The following is a 21,045-nucleotide window of genomic DNA, read 5'->3' as shown; positions in this document are numbered from 1 at the left end:
CGCTTGGCTGAACGCGGATACTGGGAAAGCCAAAAGGTCATCGCTCGGCCCTGACAGGATCGAAATCGAAGCCTTAGGCGTGATACCCCGATGTCAACTCATCAAGAACAGCCCGAACCATAGCGCAAACCAGCAAAGAAACAGGCTCAGCGCGATGTTTCCGGCCGCCAGCGCGATGGTGCGTTCACGATGCAACCCGAGGGTCTGATAGGCAAAGCTTGAGAAGGTCGTGAAACCACCGCAGAAGCCAAACACCAGGCGTTTTTGTTCTTCGCCCATCTCCACCGGGCCACCCAAATAACCGATCCAAAGGCCAAGCAACAGGCTGCCCAGCACATTCACGAGCAATGTTGAAAAGGGCAGATCGTGCTCCAATCGCACCGCCAGCCAGTGGCGCAGCACGGCACCTAACCCTCCGCCCAATGCAAACACAGCGTGTAGATATAACCCAGTCATTCTGCTGTCTCAGATGGCGCGAAGCGGCGACCCAGGGCCTCGCCTGCAATGGCGGCACCCAAGCCAAAGACAATCTCGAACGCGGATGCGCTGAACACAAGCGCATAGCTTTTTTCGGCAATCCGATCCAGCTCGGCCACGAAGGAAGAAAAGGTGGACAATCCGCCACAAAAGCCAATCGCCCCCAGATGCAAAACATGGGCATGGATACGATGACGTATTGCATAAAGCCAACCGAGGATGAAACAGGCCGCAATATTGATGCCAAAGGTCGCAGTTAAAAAGGGGCCCCGGGAATTTCCAGCGCAAAGACCTCGCGCAGCAGCGATCCTGCCGCGCCGCCGACAAAAACCGCCAGATACATCAGGGCCCGATGCCTAAGTTGCGAGTCTGGTCGTGGCACTGCGGTTGATCCTGAATTCACCTCTGTTCATCTGGCATACAGATTGCGCCAATATGCTTCAAGCAACCGTGGTGAAGCATTCGTGACAGATGACAGCCGCACAAGGGCTTGCACAGAATGGTCAATCTGATCCACGGTCGTCATGAACAAAAAGGCCACGCCCGGCAGGCCTAACCCAAGGGAGATCGTATATGATTGTTCGCAGGCTCTACTACATCCTCAGCTATGTCTGCCTGCCGTTGACCTTGCTGTGGGGCTATTTCTGGCCACCCGCCTACTGGCTGCTGGTTATTCTTGTTCCATATGCGGTGATCGGCCTCTACGATATGCTGACAACCAAGCATAACGTGCTCAACAACTATCCGGTTCTGGGGCATTTTCGATATATGCTGGAGTTCGTCAGCCCCGAAATTCGACAGTATTTCGTGGAAACGAATGAAAGCGGGCGGCCTTACAATCGCATTATCCGCAGCCTTGTCTATTCTCGCGCCAAAGGGCAGGTCGACACTCAGGCTTTTGGCACGCAGTACGACATCAACACCGTCGGATACCATCGGGCAAACCATTCGCTTGCACCCAAGCATGTCGCCGAAAGCGAAGAGCGGGTGATCCTGGGCGGGCCGCAGTGCGACAAACCCTATAACGCTTCGCGTCTGAACGTCTCGGCCATGAGTTTCGGGGCCCTCAGCGCGAACGCGATCCGGGCGCTGAACGGAGGCGCCAAGGACGGTGGCTTTGCGCACAATACGGGCGAGGGCGGTTTGTCACCCCATCATTTGGCAGAGGGCGGGGACATCATCTGGCAGATCGGCACTGGCTATTTTGGTTGCCGCACCCCGGACGGGGGGTTTGATAAAGACAAGTTCGCCGAAAAAGCCCAAAAAGACGTTGTGAAAGCGATAGAGATCAAGCTGTCTCAGGGTGCAAAACCGTCGCATGGCGGGGTATTGCCCGCTGCAAAGGTTGACGCGGAAATTGCCGAAATACGGGGGTTCCGCTGCATCAGGACGTTATCTCTCCGCCGACCCATTCGGCTTTCGACGGTCCGACGGGGCTGATGGAGTTCGTGCAACACCTGCGCGAGATGTCCGGTGGCAAACCCATCGGTTTCAAGCTGTGCATTGGCAACCCGACCGAATTCATGGCGATCTGCAAAGCCATGTTAGAAACCGGTATTCTGCCTGATTTCATTACCATCGACGGCGCAGAGGGTGGCACCGGTGCAGCACCGGTCGAATTCACCAACCGCCTGGGCATGCCGTTGAACGAGGCCCTGATATTCGTGAACAACTGTTTGCGGGGAATTGGAGTGCGCGACAAGGTTCGTGTCATTTGCTCGGGCAAGGTCGCAACCGGGTTTGATATGGTCGAGAAGTTCGCGCTGGGGGCTGATATCTGCAACGCAGCGCGGGCCATGATGTTTGCCGTGGGTTGTATTCAGGCACTGCATTGCAACACCAACCGCTGCCCGTCCGGCGTCGCGACGCAGGATCCGATCCGAGGCCGGGCAGTGAATGTACCGCAGAAACGTCAGCGCGTGCATAGGTTCCATGATGCGACACTCGAAAGCTTCCGCGAAATTCTGGGCGCGATGGGCAAAGAACACGTGTCAGAGCTGACGCCCGCGGATATCCGCCGCCGGACGGCGGATGAGCGAGAGCGGAGTTACGCCGAATTGTACAGCTTGCTGGATGACGGCGCTTTGTTGGGCGAAACGATTCCGGCAGAGTTCGCATCTGACTGGCATGCCGCTTCAGCGCGCCACTTTTAGCCTTGTTTAACGCGGATTAGATCGCGGATTGTTCTGCACATGCGTGTTGATCCTGCGGATACTCCATTCGACGGCATCGCGCATGGTTCTGCCAAGCGCGATATCGAACGCATCAACCAGATCAGAGGTCTGATCGCTGGCTGCCAACACGTTCTCCTGGAATGAACTGGACGCGATAATCTTGTCGTCGTACTCGTCAATAATCTTGATGTTAATGCGCACTTCAATGCGCACCGACGTCGCGTCTTCAGTTTCGCTGATCACGATGCCCTGAAACTCTCGCAGGTCAGGGGCAATAACATAGTCTGCACGCAGGCCAACAGTCGAACGACCAACCGCGGCGACTTTCCCCGAGTTCTCGTAGCTTTCCACCATCAGAGCCTGCACAATCAACGGCGCACGATCTACCCAGCGTGCCCGTGGCAGGTATTGGACCTGCAGCAATGTGGGTTGAATAGCGATCTGGTCGGTGTTGACGGCGGCGGTTGCTGTGGGTTCTTGGACGACGATTTGCTTCTGGATGCTCGGCAGTGAAGACGAGAAGGTGCTTTTGGGCGTCAAGAGATACAGGTCGTTGGGTTTTGACGCTTGCCGCAAAGTACCCAAACCAGTGCAACCCACCAGCGCGGCCAAGGCCAGAGTAAGAATAAGGGGCCGTATCATTATTGACGAAACTCCGATGCTTGGGTGCCCAACAAGAAGCGCGCCGGGTCGCGTTCGACTTTATCGACAAGGCGGTCGAGGCTTATGACCAGACGTTGGGATTCTTCGATGAAGCGGACAAATTGTGGCAGGCCAACCCGCAGAAAGTCTGAGACCTGACGCCGATTGTCCTGCACGATCCCGTCGATTGTCCCCAGCAGGTCCGAAGCGGATTTCGAGGCGCTGAGAATATCGTCCGAGATGTTGTCGATCTTCTCGGTGATGTTCGACACGGTGGCAGCCACCTGATTTGCGGCCTTTCGCACATCCGCCGCAACCGAGGCGATATCTTCGTCCATCACCCGGTTGGCCGAGTCAAACGCGCGTTCGGCCGAAGCAAGCGCTGCCTTGGCGGTGTCCATGGCGGAATTGATCGAACCAAGTGTCGTGTTCGCATTTGCAAAGGTTTCTGTCACCGTGCCCAGGGTGATGCTGCCTTCTTCGGACAAGACAATCAGGTGATCGGCCAACCGCGAGCCTCGTTCGATAAAGGGTCGGATATCGTCGGCCATCACGGTCTGCGCGGTTTGCAGGGTGCCGTTGGCTGTCTCCAACGCGGTCTTTGCGGATTCCGACGCGTCCTTGATGCTGTTCAGCGTCTCCGTGCCGGTGGTCAGCGTTGTCTCGGCAGTGTCGGCCAGCGAATCCAGGCGTTTGGTAAATTCCCCGATTTCCTTGGCCGCGCCGCCAAGATCGCTCGACAGGCTTTCGAAGTCCGACAGCGTCTTGTCCAACCGCCCCGAGGCTGAGGCCAGGTTGTCGAGAATCTCGGACACAGCATTGCGGTTCTTTTCGTCCACGACAGAATTCAGGTCTTCAAGCAAGGTTAACGCCTTGTCCAGAACCTTGGGCGCACCTTCCAGCAGGGACTGGATCGAGCTGCGCTGGCTTTGGATAACGCTGTTTTGCGGCAACCTTTCGGCTGTTGGCGATCCGCCCGACAGCTCGACATAGGCCACGCCCGTCACACCCAGTGATTGCAACTGCGCGATGGTTTCCTTCGTCACCGGGATATCGGCATCCACCTCAAGGCGCACACGGACTTTGGACGGATCATCGTCGTCCAGCTGCAACGATATCACCTGACCCACGGGCAGGCCGTTATAGTTCACGCCCCCGGCAGCGGACAGGCCCGAGACGTTGTCGAACAGCACATCATAATAGGAGTATTGCCGCGTGACCTCGAACTTCGCGAGCCATAGGAAAAAGCCGAAGGCCCCCAGAATACCGGCAAGGGTGAACGCACCGATCAGGATATAATTCGCTCGGGTCTCCATCGCCTCTACCTGTCCTGCCCCTTCTCTTGCGCGGCGCGCGCGCGGGGGCCTGTGAAATATTCCTGAACCCAAGGATGATCGACCTTGGTCATGTCTTCAATCGGACCTTCAACCAGCACGCGTTTTTCCGCAAGTACCGCGATGCGGTCGCAAATCGCATAAAGACTGTCCAGATCATGCGTGACCATGAACACAGTCAGACCTAATGCCTGCTGCAACTCTCCGATCAGGTCATCATAGGCGGCGGCCCCGATGGGGTCCAACCCGGCGGTGGGTTCGTCCAGAAACACGATTTCGGGGTCCAGCGACAGGGCGCGCGCCAGCGCCGCGCGCTTGCGCATCCCGCCCGACAGTTCCGAGGGGAACTTGCTGCAACTCAACTGCGGCAGACCCACAAGGCTGATCTTGAGGCCCCCAAGTGCCGCCATCAGGCTTTCGCTGATGCCGGTATGTTCGCGCAGCGGGGCCATGACGTTTTGCAGCACGGTCAGCGATGAAAACAGCGCGCCGTCCTGAAACGCCACGCCCCAGCTTCTCTCAATCCGCTGGCGGTCGGCCTCGGGGCCGTTCAGGACGTCGACGCCCAGAACCTCGATGCTGCCCGCCTTGGGTTTGTTCAGCCCGACAATGGTGCGCAACAGCACCGATTTTCCCGTGCCCGAACCGCCCACCACGCCCAAAACCTCGCCGCGCCAGACGTCGAGGCTCAGGTTGTCATGCACCACCTGCTCACCGAACTGGTTGGTCAGGTTGCGCACGCGGATGACCGCTTCGCGCTGGGTATCGCTTTGGGGTTGATCCTGCAGGGCCGTGCCGTCCATCTCAGACCCCCAGTTCCGAGAAGAAGATCGAAAACAGCGCGTCGATGGCGATGACCATGAAGATCGATTGCACGACCGAGGCGGTGGTGCGTTGGCCCACGCTTTCGGACGAGCCCTTGACCTGCATCGCCTGCCAGCAGGCAATCGTGCCAATTACCAGTGCAAAGAACGGGGCCTTGATCAGGCCAATGGCCAGCTGCCAGACACCCGTGTTTTCCTTCAGCCGCGTCAAGAACATACCAGGGCTGACGCCCAGATCGATCCAGCTCATCAATGCGCCGCCGATCAGGCCCGCGATATCTGCCACAAACCCAAGGATTGGCAGCATGATCAACAGCGCCAGAACGCGCGGGATAACCAACACCTCGATCGGGTCGAGGCCCAGCGTGCGCATCGCATCAATTTCTTCCTGCACCTTCATTGAACCGATTGAGGCGGTGAAGGCCGATCCTGATCGGCCTGCAACGATAATTGCGGTCAAAAGAACACCCAACTCGCGCAGTATCGAGATCGAGATCAGCTCGACCACGAAAATCTCGGCGCCGAACTGTTTCAGCTGGGTCGCGCCCTGAAAGGCAAGAACCACACCGATCAGAAAGCCCATCAGCATCACGATGGGCAGCGCTTTGAAGCCGACCTGCTCCATCTGTGACACCAGTGCGGCACGGCGCAGCCGCCAGGGCATGATCAGTGTGCGCACCAGACGGTGCAGCGTCAGGCCCAGAAAGCCAAGGATCGACAGTGTGTCCTGCCACGCGCCCGCCGTACGCTCTCCGATCCGGCTTACCCAGTTCAAGAACCCGCGGGGCGGGGCCTGATCGCCCAGTTTCTCGGGGATATTGTGCGACACCGTTTCGATGAGCGATGAATGCGCGGGCGCCAACCCTTCGAACCGCACTTGTGCCCCCATCGTACTCAAGCGTTGCACCAGACTGGCGACCATCCAGGCGCCGCCCGTATCCAGCGCCTGTAGCTGGGACATATCCACGGTAATGTCCTGACCGTCGGGCCGGATGGCGGCAAAGTCACGCTCGACTGTGTCCAGTTGCTGCGTGCGCAGGTCACCCGAAATCCGAATGCAAACGCCGGTTGCGTCGGTGTCAGAGGTGATCGTGGGCCGAGTCATAGCGGTATGTGATGTGAAACCGGGCGCGGCTGCAACGGGTTTGTGCAACCGGACCGGGATTTCGCGGCGAGCAATTGCGATGGTGTTACAGCGGCTTCCGGTGCTGTGGGGGGCTGAAACCGGTTGCGCGGCGCGCTAAAGCCGGACACAGTCCGCCGCAAATCACTGGATCAGCGGAGGACGCAATGGCTCAGGCCGGGAATGTTCTGTTCATCACCATCGATCAACTGCGCGCAGATTGTCTAAGCGGTGCGCTGGCCGATCACGTGGACATGCCCAACCTGCGGGCCTTCATGGCCGAGGCGACCACGTTCGACCGGCATTTCTCGGTCACCAATCCTTGCGGCCCGTCGCGTGCCTCGATGCTGACGGGACGTTATGCGATGAACCACCGGTCGATCCGCAATGGTACGCCGATGCGGCAGGATACGCCCAATATCGCGACCGAGATGCGCAAGGCCGGGTATCTGCCCATGCTCTACGGCTATACCGATACTTCCGCCGACCCGCGCGCCCATCACCCCAACGACCCTGCTGCAAAAAGCTATGAACAGCCGATGAATGGCTTTCACGAAATCCTCGAAATGCGGCTTGAGGAATCCTATCCCTGGCGGGCGCATCTGTTGCAGCAGGGCTATGAATTCGAAGACTATTTCGATGTCTACAAACCCGTCTCGCCCGACGGCAGAGCGCCCAAACTGGACGACCCCGCGCTGTATCGGGCCGAGGACAGCGACACGGCGTTCCTGACTGACTGCTTTCTGCAGAGCATTGCGGCATATCATCAGGCGGATTGGTTCGCTCATCTGACTTATATCCGGCCACACCCGCCTCTGGTCGCGCCCGCGCCCTATAACAGGATGTATGACCCCGCCAAGCTGCCGCTGCCCGAGACCTTGCCCTCGGAAGAGGCCGAGCGCGCGGTACATCCGTTCTTTGGCCCCTTGATTGACAAGAGCCATCTAAAAAACGCCGTTCTTGGATTTGATGAGGTCGCGCCCACCGAAGAGAACCTGCAGACCCTGCGCGCAATCTATCTGGGACTGGCGACCGAGGTGGATCATCATATCGGACGGGTTATTCAGTACCTGAAAGACAGCGACCTTTACGACAAAACCCTTGTAGTAATCACTGCGGATCATGGTGAAATGCTGGGGGACCGGCATTCATGGGGCAAGATGTCGGTCTATGAGGCCGCCTACAAAACTCCACTGATGATCCGCGTGCCCGGGCATGGGGCGGGTAGGGAGGTCTCTGATCCAACCGAGTCCATCGATATCTCACCCACGATTCTGGATTGGGTGGGGCAGACCGCGCCCAATTCGATGGATGGCCGGTCGCTGCTGCCGCTGGTGCGTGGAGAAACGCCGTCAGATTGGCGCAGCTATACATTCAGTGAGCTGGATTTCTCAGAGCCCGAGGCCCCGACGCTTTGGCAACAAAGGCTGGGGACCGGTAACAGCGACTCGTGCCTTGGGATTCTGCGGGATGATCGGTTCACTCTGGTCGAGTTCGCCGCCGATCTGCCACCGCTGCTGTTTGACCATCAGGGCCGGGGCGAGCTTGAGGATGTCGCGGGCAGGCCGGAGTTTGCGGCGGACCTTGCGCGTTTGTGCCGTCAGATGCTGCGTCACCGGATGCGCAACACCGATCACACCCTGTCGCTTGATTCGATCACCGCTGACGGTCCGAAATCCCAAACTCGCTATCCGTAGATTCGCCAACGGAAGGCGGGTCTTGGTGGTCGCTTTCTCAGCGAGGGTGATTAAAATTCAGGCAAAACAAGCCGTTGGGACGCGACGTTTCAGCCCCGTTTATAGGGGCTGTTGCCCGTTCTGTGCGGGTATGTAGGGCAAATGACCGGATTATTGGGTTTTTGACCGGAAAAGAATTTAGGTGACAAAAACATTAAAAAACTGTCACATCTTTATGGTCTTTTGCTGAATTGAAGAAAGACCTGAACTTGCGGGCATCATGACGAAGACCAAAGTGAACGACAGCTTTGCCAACACTCTGGCGCTGGGTGGGACAATAGAAATGAGCAGCACGGCTCGGCTTTGGCAGCCGGGTTTCGCAATCGTTGATTCCACGCAGCGTACAAACGATCCGCACCACAATTCAGCCCAAGTATCGCGCCCGGTGCCTGTCGCCCGGCGTGCATCGACGTTTCAAAGACTCAAAACCAAGAGGGTTCCAAGATGAAAAGACTTCTCCTATCCGGGGTTGCAGCGATTGTGCTGCCCGGTGCCGCCTTTGCGGCGTGTCCGGCGATAACGGTTGCGGATTCACAAGGCATTGCCGCTGGCGCACATCCGCAGCAATATGAGTTGGCAGAGTTCCAATCCGCTGCGAATTGCGAGCTGAGCTTCTCGGAAAACCCCGCAATTGCCGATCTCAATGCGCGCATCGCAGGGAACGGGGACTTGCCAGCCGTTGCAGACCGGCTGCCCAGCGAACCACTGGTGGTGGTGCCGTATGAGGCGATTGGTCAATATGGCGGTCAGTTCAACGCGCTGTCGAACGCAACCGAATCTGGAACCTCGGACTTTCTGTCGACCCGCCACACGGGTCTTGTCCGCTATGCCGACGACCTGCAAACCATCGTGCCGCATGTTGCAAAGTCATACGAGTGGAACGACGATTTTACGCAACTGACGGTAACGCTGCGTGAAGGTCACAAATGGTCGGATGGCGCGCCGTTCACCTCGGCAGATATCGTGTTCTGGTACAACAACCTGATGATGGACACGAATGTGATCCCTGAGGCCAAAGCCTATGCTCTGGCCGGTGGCGAGCCCATGGAGGTCGTCGCACTGGACGAGCAAACCGTGCAATTCAACCTCAAGGCGCCCAAAGCGGGCCTGATCGAGACTTTTGCCACGCAGTACATCCAGCCTTATCAGCCGGTCCACTTCCTGGGCCAATACCACCCGGAAATCAGTGAAGATGCTGATGCGAAAGCGCAAGCATTGGGGTACGAAAATGGCTACGATCTGATCAAAGCCTATTACGGGAATTCGGACTGGACCGATACGCCCTCACCGATGCTGACTGCGGGCGACCGCCTTGGGAACCTGCCCAAACACACGGTTCCGACGCTGGAAAGCCATATCATTGTCGAAGAAAGCGCTGAAGGCAGAAGCCTGGTGGCGAACCCCTATTTCTTTGCAGTTGATACGGCGGGGAACCAGCTGCCCTATATCAACACGCAGGACGAAGTTTACATCAGCGACGAAGAAGTCCGCGTGCTGAAGCTTCTGAACGGTGAAGTAACGTACAAAGCACAGTCGGTTGGCCTGCCATCGGCGCCGGTGTTGCTGGAAGGACAGGAAGCGGGCGACTACCGCATCGACGTGCGTCCCGGTATCGCGATGCCTGCTGTTGCGTTCAACCTGACGCACGAGGATGAGGCCGTTCGTGAGATCTTCAACGACCTCCGCTTCCGCACTGCGATGTCGGTTGCCATTAACCGCGACGAGATCAATGAGACGGTCTATTTTGGTCTGGGCACGCCGCAGCAATATGTCGGCTTCTCGCCTGTTCCGGATTTCCTTGATCCAAAATGGACCAATCACGAGATCGCTTTCGACCCTGATCGCGCGGGTGCTTTGCTGGACGAGATCGGACTTGTTGATGCCAATGGTGATGGAAACCGGGATCTGCCGAATGGCGATCCATTCGTTCTGGATTGGCAGTTCTCAACCCAAGAGGTTTCTTCCCCGCTCGTCGAATTGATTGCACAGAACTGGAAGGACGCCGGTGTCAACACCACCATCAAAGAGGTGACGCCGGACGAATATCGCTCGGCCCAGTCGGCGAACACGCTTGATGTGTTGATGTGGACTGTGGGTACGCCTGTGGGCACTACTCTGGGTGACAACCAGCTTTGGGTTCCGCCCTATTCGGACTATTTCGGCCTGCGCCCGGCAATGGGTTGGGCTGAATGGCTTAGTTCCGACGGAGCAGCCGGTACAGAGCCGCCGCAATTCGCGAAAGATATGCTGGGCGATATCGAGGTGTTCCAGACTGCGGCGCCGGGGTCACAGGAACAGGCCGATGCCGGCAACCGTCTGGTTGCGGCGAAGACCGGAAACCTTGTTTTCATCGGCATCATCGCGGCACCATCGCCGATCTATTTCAGCAACAAGCTGAGCAACGTGCCAGAGTTCAAGACCGCGTCTTATGAATTCTACCGCACCTATCCTTACCGCGCGTATCAGTGGTCGCTGAGCGAATAAACGCGGCATAATGCAATTCGAAGGCGGGCGGTCACGCCCGTCTTCACGCTGTTTCTGAAGGATACCCATGCTACAATTCGCCCGATTTGCCGCGACCCGGGCGGTCATGGCACTGATCACTCTGGTGATAGTTTCGCTGATTGTGTTCTCTTTGATGGAGCTTGTGCCGGGCGACTGTGCCGAGCGCTACCTTGCCTACAAGAACACTCAAGGGCAGGCGATTACACTGGCTGATATCGAAAGCGAGCGCATACGCCTCGGTCTGGATCGCCCATTTTTGGAACGTTGGGCCAGCTGGCTTGCCGGTGCCTTCCGTGGCGATTTTGGTGATAGCTGCATCCTGCGGGTCGATATCGCGCAGTTGCTGGGTGACAAATTCTGGGTCTCACTTTGGATTTGCCTTGGCTCGCTGACGCTGGCTTATGCGATTGCGATTCCGGTCGGGATCATCTCGGCGGCGTCACGCAACGCTGTCCTGAACAACACGCTGCGCATCGTCAGCTATCTTGGGCTCGCGATGCCGAACTTCCTGCTGGCCCTCATGGTGATGCTGTTTTCGACCATCTATTTTGGCGAAACGCTTACCGGGTTGTTCTCTCCGGAATACAAGAACGCGCCCTGGTCATGGGCGAAGTTCGTGGATTTGCTGAAACATGCGTGGCTGCCTGTTTTCATCCTCGGCTGGTCCGCAACCGCGTTTGCTTTGCAAACCGTGCGCGCGCTGATGTCGGACGAGATCGGCAAGCTTTATGTAACGGCAGCAGCGGCCCGGGGCATTTATGGCCGCCGCCTTCTTTGGCGGTACCCGGCCCGTCACGCGCTTGGGCCCATCGTGAATTCGCTGGGGTTCGATCTGAACCGCATTTTCAATGAACTGCCCATTGTGGCCCTGATCCTGACACTGACCGAAGCGGGTTCGTTGCTGCTGGATGCGCTTGCCCGATCAAATGACCAACAACTTGCAGGGGCGATCATCTTTCTTCTGACCGCATCCATCGTGACCCTGAACTTTGCCACCGACATTCTGCTGGCGGTGCTCGACCCGCGCGTCCGCAAAAGTATCCTGAGGTAAGCCGATGACCGCGATGACAAAACAACAGGCGAAAGAGGCCTATTTCACCGCTTCTCAGCGGCAACTGATCTGGGCGCGGTTCAAGAAACAACGCTCGGCCATGATTGCCGCGTCGGTTTTGGTTGTACTGATCCTGTCCGGAATTTTCGCGCCTTTCCTGTCGCCCTACGACCCCACCGCTGCTGGTCGTGACAAAGACTATCTGAACGGCGCACCGCAGATCCCGCAATTCTGTGACAAGAATGGATGCTCATTGCGCCCATTCCTGCACGAGGTCACACGCGAACGCTCTTTGGCGACGAACTTTCGCTGGGTGGAGAAGGTGAATGAAGACGAACGGCGCTATGTCCAGTTCTTCGTGAAGGGTGATCCCTACAAGCTGTTCGGCTTTATTCCCGGCGACATTCATCTGTTTGGCACTGATACAGGTTACATTCACCTGTTTGGAACCGACGCCGCCGGCAAGGACATTTTCAGCCGGACACTTCATGCGGTCTGGACCTCACTGCAGGTCGGTACCTTGGGCGTTTTGATCTCGTTTGTTCTGGCTTTGGCGATCGGCGGGATCGCCGGGTATTATGGAGGCATGATCGACAGCGTGATCCAGATGATCACCGACGCCGTGCGCACCATCCCCTCAATCCCGCTATTTATGGCCATTGCTGCCTTTATCCCGCCGGAATGGTCCGCAGAAACCAGATTTTTTGTCATTACCGCGATCCTGGGACTTGTTGGCTGGCCTACGCTGGCAAGGCGCGTGCGCACCCACCTGTTGACCGAACGGAATCAGGAATATGTACTGGCCGCCCAGCTCAGCGGAGCATCCCCCAGCCACATCATCCGCAAACACCTGCTCCCCAGCTTCACAAGCTATATCATCGTCGATCTGGTGATTACATTTCCCTATGTGGTGCTCAGTGAGACCGCGCTCAGCTTTATTGGCCTCGGCCTGAAAGATCCGGTCAACAGCCTTGGAGTGATGTTGCAGAATGTGACCAATGCTGACGTCTTGCTGAACTACCAGTGGTACTTCATACCAGTGTTCTTCTTCATCGCTCTGGTGATGGCGTTTGTATTCGTTGGCGATGGATTACGTGATGCGGCAGACCCTTATTCGGAGACCCGAAAATGAGCCTGCTCGACGTTGAAAATCTGACCGTTCAGTTCAAAACCGACGAGGGTCTGATCACCGCCGTAGATGACGTATCTTTTTCCGTTTCACCGGGTGAGGTGCTGGGGCTCGTTGGCGAAAGCGGTTCGGGCAAGTCGGTGACGGCCAAGTCGCTGATGAAGCTCAACGCCAACAATACCGTCTATGCACCTGAATCCCGGATCAACCTGCATCTTGAATCGGGCGAGGTGGATGTAATGTCATTGCGCCGCCCTCGCGACATGCAAATCGTGCGGGGCGGGGCCATCAGCATGATTTTTCAGGAACCGATGGCCAGTTTCGCTCCGGCTATGACGATTGGCCATCAGATGGTCGAACAATTGCTGATCCATACAGACCTGAAAAAGAAACAAGCCAAAGAGCTGTCGATCGAGATGTTGGATCGAGTCGGCATTGTTGAACCTGCCGCCCGCTTTGATCAATACGCGTTCGAACTGTCTGGCGGCATGCGGCAGCGCGCCATGATTGCGATGGCGCTTTCCACCAAACCGAAACTTTTGATCGCTGATGAGCCGACGACCGCTCTGGACGTGACCATTCAGGCGCAGGTGCTTGAACTGATGAAGGATCTTGTGGCCGAGTTTGGCATGGGAATCATCTTCATCACCCATGATCTGAGCGTCGTCGCCCAGACAGCGGATCGGGTCGCGGTGATGTATCTGGGAAGGATCATGGAAAGCGGACCGGTCCGCGAGGTCATTAAACACCCTGCGCATGCCTATACGCGCGGTTTGCTGAATGCGTTGCCCCGGCTCGACGATCTGGATGCCCCCCTGACCCCGATTCCCGGAGATATTCCGTCACCGCTTGAACGACCCGAAGGGTGCGTCTTCCACCCGCGAAACCCCGAGCTTGAGCCCGGATCACGTTATGAAACAGAGCGCCCTCCGTTGACCGAGGTCGCTCCGGGTCATTTCGCTGCAATTTTCCCCGAAGATGTGCCGGACCAGCTATGATACACAACCTGATCAAAACAGAAAACCTGTCCGTCGAATTTCCTTTGGGCGGGTCGATATTCAATAAGCGATCCATCAAGGCAGTCGACAATGTGTCGATCGAAATACCGAAAGGCGCCTTCGTCGGCGTGGTTGGAGAGTCGGGCTCAGGTAAGACCACGCTGGGGCGCGCGCTGCTCAACGCGGTGCCGATCACCAGCGGCAGCGCGCATTATGATGACGGCGAAAAACAGTTCGATTTGAACCGCATCTCTGCTGCGGATTTGAAAGAATATCGCAAACGGGCGCAGCTGATTTTTCAGGATCCATATGCCGCGCTGAGCCCGCGCATGACCGTCCGCGACATCATTGCAGAACCGCTTGAGGTCATGGGTCTGACCAAGTCACGCGAGGAAACCGACGAGCGCGTGCGGACGATTGCCGCCAAGTGCCGCTTGAACCTTGAGCACCTGCGTCGCTATCCGCATGCGTTTTCGGGCGGACAAAGGCAGCGGATTTCCATCGCGCGCGCGCTTGCCTGTAACCCGCGGTTTGTCATCGCCGATGAATGTGTGGCGGCGCTTGATGTGTCAATTCAGGCGGATATCCTGAATCTGCTCAAATCATTGCAGAATGATCTGGGCCTGACATTCATGTTCATAAGCCACGACCTGTCCGTCGTTGCGCATACCTGCGATTTCGTTGTTGTGATGCATCATGGCAAAATCGTTGAAACGGCACCCACGCGCGAATTGTTCGCGGCCCCCAAACAGGACTACACGAAGCGCTTATTGGCCGCGATCCCGTCGTTGGATCCAGATCACCGCCTGCAGGTCTGACCGTCATCAGCGTGCAGGCTCGCTAATACTCAGATAAATATAGACAAGCACCGGACTTGGGGTATCGTGGCAGCAGGTTTATCTGCTGCAACACCCTTTATTTGCACAGGCGAGTTGGCCGGCACGCAAGAACGTTCGACGACGAACGCCTGAGCCGGGTCACCGATCCGCGCCTGTTATGCTCATTGGTCAATGATTATGAGGTGGAATATGATCGACTGGCTGGTGAATATCCTTCAAACCTACCCGGAACTGGCCGTATTTCTGTCGATCGGTATAGGTTTCCTTGTCGGTCCCTGGAAGCTGATGGGCTTCAGCCTTGGCACTGTAACGGCGACACTGTTGGCAGCCGTGGTGATAGGGCAGGCGCAGATCGAGATCGACTCGGCGGTCAAATCGACCTTCTTCATTCTGTTTATTTTTGCGGTTGGCTACGGCGTTGGTCCGCAATTCATGAGGGGCCTGAAGGTGGATGGCGCGCGCGAGGTTTTCTTTGCCCTGAGCGTCCTCGCGCTTTGTCTTGTAGTGCCCGTCATTGCCGCCAAGGTCGCTGGGTTGGAACTGGGTTATGCCGCAGGGCTTTATGCCGGGTCTCAGACAATCTCGGCGGCGATCGGTGTTGCCACGGATCAAATTGGACAGTTGGGCTTGTCGGCAGAACAAGCCAAGACCTATGCCAACCAGATCCCCGTCGCATACGCGGTGACTTACATATACGGCACCATCGGCTCGGCTATTATTTTGGCCAAGATCGGTCCACGCCTGATCGGTGTCGATCTGGTCGCGGCTTGCAAGGAATATGAGGTGCAACTCGGTGGCGGCGCATCGGTTGAAACAGGCGATGGCATGGTTTCGGCCTATCGCGCAATCGAAGCACGGGCGTTCGAAATCCCCGAGGGCAGCGATCTTCTGGGGCAACCGGTGAAAGAGCTGATGCCCGGCGTTCGCATCTATGCCGAACGGTTGCGCCGGGGTGACCAGATTATCGAGGTGGACGACGACACCGTATTACAGGCGGGTGATGTGGTCATGTTCTCTGGCCGTCGGGCCGATCTGGTGACCCTGCTTGAAACCAGTTTGAAAGAGGCTGACGCGCCCGATCTGCTGAGTATCCCTTCGGAAAAGCTAGACGTACTAATCACCAGCAAAGCTGTACACAACAAGACGCTGGAAGAGCTTGGGAAGATGGCGATTGCGCGCGGCGTGTATGTCTCCAAGCTGACCCGCAATATGTTAGAGCTTCCGCTATTGCCCGGCACAGCAGTCCATCGCGGGGATATTGTGACCCTGCAAGGCAGCAAGCGCCATGTCGAGGCTGCCATTGAAAAAATCGGATATGCGGATCGACCCGTCGACACAACCGATCTTGCGTTTGTGGGCTGGGGCATCTTCATCGGTGGCATCATCGGTACACTCGCGATCATGATCGGCGGTTTCCCCATCAGCCTGTCCACGACCGGCGGCGCGCTGCTCGCGGGTCTGGTGCTGGGCTGGCTGCGCACGGTGCACCCCACATTTGGCCGCATTCCGGGGCCTGCATTGTGGTTGATGAACACACTGGGTCTGAATGTCTTCATCGCTGTAATCGGGATCACGGCGGGACCAGGATTTGTCGCCGGCCTACAGCAGGCTGGTATCGCGTTGTTGTTATGGGGCATCGTCGCCACGTCGCTGCCAATGATCTTTTCGGTTTATGTCGGGCACTACGTATTCAAGTTCCACCCCGCCATCCTGTTCGGAGCCTGTGCAGGCGCACGCACGACCACCGCAGCCTTGGGCATGATCCAGGAAGCTGCCCAAAGCCGCATTCCCGCGCTTGGCTATGGCATGCCCTATGCCATCGGCAACACATTGCTGACCATCTTCGGGATGGTCGTCGTCTTGATCCTAAGCTGATTTTGAAAGGTTCGATCCATGGATAGAGTCACGCTGCACGATTACGAAGCGCTCAGCCCGTTTCAGATCAAGGATGAGCTGATCCAGCTGGCCTCAGCCGAAGCGCGCAAGGCCAACAGCGCCTTTCTGAACGCTGGTCGCGGCAACCCCAACTGGGTCGCCACACGCCCGCGCGAAGCGTTTTTTGCCCTAGGCCAGTTTGCTGTGACCGAGTCCAAACGCGTGATGAATCATCCCGCCGGACTAGGCGGTATGCCCGCCATGAACGGTGCCCATGATCGGTTACAGGATTGGGCCGCAAAAAATGCCGACATGCCGGGCGTCGACACGTTGGTAGATGTTGTGGCACATGCCATTTCGGCCTTTGAGTTCGAAGCGGACGAGTTTGTTCACGAGCTGACGGATTCCATTATCGGCGACAACTATCCGGTTCCCGATCGCATCCTGAAACACAACGCGATTATCGCGCATGAATACCTGATGTGGGCCATGTGCGCAGGCCAGCGGCCGGACGCGCAGTTCGACCTCTTCGCGGTTGAAGGCGGGACAGCCGCGATGTGCTATATCTTCAAAACGCTGAAAGCGAACCGTTTGCTGAATGCCGGGGACACCATTGCGCTCTGCACTCCGATCTTCACGCCCTATCTTGAGATGCCAGATTTGGAAGACTACGCGCTGGAATCCGTGCATGTCGAAACCGACGAAGAAGACGGCTTTCAGCTGACGGACGCCGCCCTGGAGAAGCTGAAAGACCCTAAGGTGAAGGCCTTTTTCCTCGTTAATCCCGGCAACCCTTCTTCGGTCGCCCTTAGCACGGGGTCGCTGCGCAAGCTGGCTGATCTGGTCGAAAACCATCGACCCGACCTGATTGTTCTAACTGACGATGTTTATGGCACGTTCGTGCATGACTTCACCTCTGTTATGGGTCATTTGCCGCGCAATACGATCGGAGTTTACTCTTATTCAAAATACTTCGGCTGCACCGGCTGGCGTCTAGGTGTCATCGCCGTTGCGCAAGACAACATCTTTGACCTTAAGCTGGCCGACCACCCCGATGACATCAAACAGAAGCTGGATAAACGCTATGGCACGCTCAGTCTGACGCCACGCGATATTCGTTTCATTGACCGTTTGGTCGCGGACAGCCGCGATGTGGCGCTGAATCACACGGCCGGGCTGTCGTTACCACAACAGGTTATGATAACGCTGTTTTCACTGTGCGAGCTTGTTGACACAAAAAAAGCCTACCAGACTGCCTGCATTGAGCTGGTCCACCGCAGATTCAAACTGCTGACCGAAGCGATGGGGATCGAGGTTCAAACCGGCGAACACTATGACGCCTATTATGGCATCATCGATTTCGAATTCTGGTTGCGCAAATACGTGGGCGAGGATGTGGTGGGTTGGATCAAGCAAAATGTCCATCCGCTGGATATCGCGTTCAAACTGGCCGAGGATTACGGGATCGTCCTGTTGAATGGCAGCGGGTTTGATGCCCCCGGCTGGTCGGCCCGCGTGTCTTTCGCAAACCTTCCAGATGAAGCCTATTCACAAATCGGAACTGCGGTCCGCTCAGTCGCGCGCGGTTATGTACAGGCCTATCGCGCCGCGCACAACCAACCGCTACACGGCTCGACATGACCCTACACCTGCGCTTGATCTGGTGATACCCCTAGGCGCAGGGGAGGACGCAATTGGAGATCACCGAACAACGCATAAAGGCGATGACGACTTCTGGCCTGAACCTCATAGGCCAGGCGCTCTCGATCTATGACAGCAAGCTGCGTCTCGTGCTTAGCAATCTTCGCTTTCAAGAGATGTTTGACCTGCCCGAAGAGCTTGTCCAGCCTGGAGCCTTGTTCCACGACACGATCCATTTTCTTGCCAGTCGCGGCGAATATGGCATCGATGGGGACGTTGCCGAGATGGTTGAAACCCGTGTCGCGCAGGCGCTTGCCTTTGAGCCCCACTACATGGAACGCGTTCGTCCCAATGGTCAGGTCATCTCGATCGAGGGTGCGCCGCTGCCCAATGGGGGCTGGGTGGCCGTTTACACCGACATCACCCGAACGCGGCAGGTCGAAGATTTGCTGCGCGCGCGGTCAGAGGAATTGTCAGGACAACTTCTGAGCCACGCCGAAGAGCTTTCGGCCACCAACCGCAAACTGGCGGCCACGATTACCGCTCTGGAAGAGGCCAAGCGCCAGCTGACCGAGATTGAAGCCCGGACCCGCATGACGACCGAGATGATGCCTGCGCATATCGCCCATCTCGATGCAAACCGGCGGTATGACTATTCCAACCGTCGGCTCAGTTCGGTCATGCCAGGTCGGCCATCGGAAATTCTGGGTCGCCATATATCCGAAGCACTCGGTACAACGGCCTATGACCGGGTCAAACCGCACCTGGAAAAGGCCTATGGCGGCCAGCCTTCGGTATTCGAATTCACCGAAGATCAGGATGCCCGGCGCATTCGGGTGTCATTTACGCCGGATCAGGCGGGCGGGGTCTATGTCATGTCAGTGGATATCACCGAGGAAACTCAGGCCCGCGTCGCCCTGCAGCAGACCCGCCGCCGCGCCATGGCGGCGCAGATGACAAGTGGGCTGGCGCATGATTTCTCGAACCTTCTGACGATCATTCTTGGGATGCAATCGCGGCTGGCCAGGATGGACCTGTCCGAAGAGGCCCATAAGCTCGTGGCGGCCACGCAGTCTACCGCGCGCCGCGGTGGCCAACTACTCAACCGGATCGCCGATATGACCGGCAATCGAACGCCGCAGCCCAAGGCCACCGACATGCGCGGGTTGCTTGAAGACCTGCGGGTTTTGGCGACGCCATCCTTGCCGCGTGGCATGGGGCTGTCGGTCGTGAACACACTGCCTGATGCGCCGTTGATGCTTGATCCGGGGATGGTACAGGATGCGTTGCTGAACCTCGTGCTTAATGCGCGTGACGCCTGCGGTAGCTCGGGGCAGATCACCATTAGTGCTCATGCGATTGGAACGATCTGGGCCGAAATCACGGTGTCAGACACGGGGCCTGGCTTTTCGTCAGAGGCGCTGGACAATGCGCTGAACCCGTTTTTTACGACCAAGGGCAGTGATGGATCGGGGCTGGGTCTGCCCATGGTTTACGACACAGTGAAACTCGCCGGTGGAGACTTGAGCCTCCGCAACACGCCTTCCGGTGCATCTGTCGTCATGCGCTTACCCTATCGGCCTGCGGCACCTGCGCGATCCGGTTTTGTGCTTCTGGTCGAGGACAACGACGACCTGCGCGATCAGTGTCGCGACATGCTGGTCGAGCTGGGGTGTTCGGTGATCGAGGCAAGCTCGGTTGATGAGGCGTTTGAGCTGATTGAAGAGATCGACGATATCTCACTTGTGGTAAGCGATATTCGACTCGAGGGGCAGGGCACCGGTATTGATCTTGTGGACCGGATCAATGGCGCGTTACCCTGCATCCTGATGACGTCCCTACCGCATTCTGATCCGCTGCACGATCAGGCATTGACCCGCGCGCCCGTCCTGCGCAAACCATTTACCCAAACTCAATTGTCCGCGCTGATCCGCGCCGAGGCCGCATAGATGACGAACCCTTTGGTCACCATCCTTGATGATGAGCCGGAAATTCGGCGAATCCTAACTGACACGCTGGAAGAAGCAGGGTTCCGCACCCAAAGCTATGCCCGAGCGCGCGAATTTGAGGCGGCACTCAAGCGTGTCACGCCAGATGTTTGTTTGGTGGATTTGTCGCTGCCTGATACCGACGGGCTGGCATTGGTGCATCGGCTGGCACTGGAACAAGGCGCAGCAGTCATTATCATCTCTGGACGTGCGCAAGTTCAGGACCGCGTAACCGGGCTTGAGCTCGGGGCGGATGACTATATCACCAAACCCTTCGATCCCGCCGAGGTGATCGCGCGCATCCGCGCACGCCTGAGGTCTTCGGGCCCCGCGGTTCAGAGCGCAGAGGTCGCAGAGTTCAACGGCTGGACCGCCCAGTTCGACCGATATGTTCTGATTGACGCAAAGGGCGTAGAAACCCCTTTCAGCCATGCTGAAGGCGAAGTTCTGCGCCTGTTCTTGGAGAGCCCGAAGCGCTTGATTAACCGTGCCCGGATGCAAGAGATGCTGGGCGGCGGAGCTGGTGACAGCTTTGATCGTGCAATGGATGTCCGGATTTCGCGCTTGCGGACAAAGCTAGGCGAAGACCCCAAAAAACCGCGACTCATCAAGACAATATACGGTGCCGGATACATCTTTCTGGGCGACGTCAGCTGGCGCTGAATTAGATTTTTAGATCGACGGAACACCCATGTTGTAGATCCGCTGC

The 21,045-nt window shown here is 57.4% G+C and carries 20 protein-coding genes; 13 read left to right on the top strand and 7 right to left on the bottom strand.

Annotation, left to right across the window (positions count from 1 at the left end; genetic code table 11):
• Positions 1-93: 93 nt before the first annotated feature.
• The 3 genes from ACR3EN_RS17405 to ACR3EN_RS17395 are packed head-to-tail and all read right to left on the bottom strand — an operon-like array spanning position 94 to position 859.
• Positions 94-402: a fluoride efflux transporter FluC gene (locus tag ACR3EN_RS17405; protein ID WP_480918465.1), complete on the bottom strand. Its 309-nt coding sequence runs from the start codon at positions 400-402 to the stop codon at positions 94-96.
• 50 nt (positions 403-452) lie between these two features.
• Positions 453-698 carry a CrcB family protein gene (locus ACR3EN_RS17400; RefSeq protein WP_480918493.1) on the bottom strand — a complete coding sequence of 82 codons (246 nt, stop codon included), beginning with the start codon at positions 696-698 and terminating at the stop codon, positions 453-455.
• A gap of 35 nt (positions 699-733) precedes the next feature.
• A complete protein-coding gene (locus ACR3EN_RS17395; RefSeq protein ID WP_480918464.1) occupies positions 734-859 on the bottom strand; it encodes a hypothetical protein in 126 nt (41 codons plus the stop codon).
• 191 nt (positions 860-1,050) lie between these two features.
• Between ACR3EN_RS17395 and ACR3EN_RS17390 the strand changes: the two genes are divergently transcribed.
• Together ACR3EN_RS17390 and ACR3EN_RS17385 are read left to right on the top strand one after the other, a co-directional pair.
• Positions 1,051-1,917 carry a glutamate synthase-related protein gene (locus ACR3EN_RS17390; protein WP_480918463.1) on the top strand — a complete coding sequence of 289 codons (867 nt, stop codon included), beginning with the start codon at positions 1,051-1,053 and terminating at the stop codon, positions 1,915-1,917.
• Positions 1,917-2,630: a glutamate synthase-related protein gene (locus ACR3EN_RS17385; RefSeq protein ID WP_480918462.1), complete on the top strand. Its 714-nt coding sequence runs from the start codon at positions 1,917-1,919 to the stop codon at positions 2,628-2,630. The genes ACR3EN_RS17390 and ACR3EN_RS17385 overlap by 1 nt, the downstream gene beginning before the upstream one ends.
• A 6-nt stretch (positions 2,631-2,636) precedes the next feature.
• Here the strand turns inward: ACR3EN_RS17385 and ACR3EN_RS17380 are convergent, their stop codons facing one another.
• From ACR3EN_RS17380 to ACR3EN_RS17365, 4 genes are read right to left on the bottom strand one after another with little or no spacing between them, the layout of a single operon-like run.
• Positions 2,637-3,263, bottom strand: a complete 627-nt coding sequence (locus ACR3EN_RS17380) for an ABC-type transport auxiliary lipoprotein family protein (RefSeq protein ID WP_480888693.1) — start codon at positions 3,261-3,263, stop codon at positions 2,637-2,639.
• Positions 3,264-3,292: 29 nt separating this feature from the next.
• A complete protein-coding gene (locus ACR3EN_RS17375) occupies positions 3,293-4,609 on the bottom strand; it encodes an MlaD family protein (RefSeq protein WP_480870389.1) in 1,317 nt (438 codons plus the stop codon).
• Between the two features lie 5 nt (positions 4,610-4,614).
• A complete protein-coding gene (locus ACR3EN_RS17370; RefSeq protein ID WP_480820821.1) occupies positions 4,615-5,430 on the bottom strand; it encodes an ABC transporter ATP-binding protein in 816 nt (271 codons plus the stop codon).
• A 1-nt stretch (position 5,431) separates the two neighbouring features.
• On the bottom strand, positions 5,432-6,556 hold the full coding sequence (locus tag ACR3EN_RS17365; protein ID WP_480820823.1) for an MlaE family lipid ABC transporter permease subunit: 1,125 nt from the start codon (positions 6,554-6,556) through the stop codon (positions 5,432-5,434).
• Positions 6,557-6,741: 185 nt separating this feature from the next.
• On the opposite strand from ACR3EN_RS17365, the gene ACR3EN_RS17360 reads away from it, so the two are divergent.
• From ACR3EN_RS17360 to ACR3EN_RS17310, 11 genes are all read left to right on the top strand, one after another.
• Positions 6,742-8,271 (top strand): sulfatase-like hydrolase/transferase, encoded by a 1,530-nt coding sequence (locus ACR3EN_RS17360; RefSeq protein WP_480820825.1) that lies wholly within the window; start codon positions 6,742-6,744, stop codon positions 8,269-8,271.
• Between the two features lie 259 nt (positions 8,272-8,530).
• Positions 8,531-8,758, top strand: a complete 228-nt coding sequence (locus tag ACR3EN_RS17355) for a hypothetical protein (protein WP_480843202.1) — start codon at positions 8,531-8,533, stop codon at positions 8,756-8,758.
• Positions 8,755-10,794 (top strand): ABC transporter substrate-binding protein, encoded by a 2,040-nt coding sequence (locus ACR3EN_RS17350; protein WP_480820827.1) that lies wholly within the window; start codon positions 8,755-8,757, stop codon positions 10,792-10,794. The genes ACR3EN_RS17355 and ACR3EN_RS17350 overlap by 4 nt, the downstream gene beginning before the upstream one ends.
• A 67-nt stretch (positions 10,795-10,861) precedes the next feature.
• Positions 10,862-11,866: an ABC transporter permease gene (locus ACR3EN_RS17345; protein WP_480820830.1), complete on the top strand. Its 1,005-nt coding sequence runs from the start codon at positions 10,862-10,864 to the stop codon at positions 11,864-11,866.
• Between the two features lie 4 nt (positions 11,867-11,870).
• Positions 11,871-12,998, top strand: coding sequence for an ABC transporter permease (locus ACR3EN_RS17340; protein ID WP_480820832.1), 1,128 nt, complete (start codon positions 11,871-11,873; stop codon positions 12,996-12,998).
• Positions 12,995-13,993 (top strand): ABC transporter ATP-binding protein, encoded by a 999-nt coding sequence (locus ACR3EN_RS17335; protein ID WP_480820834.1) that lies wholly within the window; start codon positions 12,995-12,997, stop codon positions 13,991-13,993. Before ACR3EN_RS17340 ends, ACR3EN_RS17335 begins: the two co-directional genes overlap by 4 nt.
• On the top strand, positions 13,990-14,811 hold the full coding sequence (locus tag ACR3EN_RS17330; protein WP_480820836.1) for an ATP-binding cassette domain-containing protein: 822 nt from the start codon (positions 13,990-13,992) through the stop codon (positions 14,809-14,811). Before ACR3EN_RS17335 ends, ACR3EN_RS17330 begins: the two co-directional genes overlap by 4 nt.
• Positions 14,812-15,021: 210 nt before the next feature.
• Positions 15,022-16,707, top strand: coding sequence for an aspartate-alanine antiporter (gene aspT / locus ACR3EN_RS17325; protein WP_480820838.1), 1,686 nt, complete (start codon positions 15,022-15,024; stop codon positions 16,705-16,707).
• An 18-nt stretch (positions 16,708-16,725) separates the two neighbouring features.
• A complete protein-coding gene (locus ACR3EN_RS17320) occupies positions 16,726-18,348 on the top strand; it encodes a bifunctional aspartate transaminase/aspartate 4-decarboxylase (protein WP_480820840.1) in 1,623 nt (540 codons plus the stop codon).
• A 53-nt stretch (positions 18,349-18,401) separates the two neighbouring features.
• Positions 18,402-20,297 carry a PAS-domain containing protein gene (locus ACR3EN_RS17315; RefSeq protein WP_480820842.1) on the top strand — a complete coding sequence of 632 codons (1,896 nt, stop codon included), beginning with the start codon at positions 18,402-18,404 and terminating at the stop codon, positions 20,295-20,297.
• Positions 20,298-20,999, top strand: coding sequence for a response regulator transcription factor (locus ACR3EN_RS17310; RefSeq protein WP_480820844.1), 702 nt, complete (start codon positions 20,298-20,300; stop codon positions 20,997-20,999). It begins immediately after the preceding gene.
• Positions 21,000-21,045 lie beyond the last annotated feature (46 nt).

Source organism: Ruegeria sp. G7 (assembly GCF_056535465.1).
The sequence above is the reverse complement of the archived record's forward strand: the minus strand, read 5'-3'. Positions and strand labels throughout refer to the sequence as shown.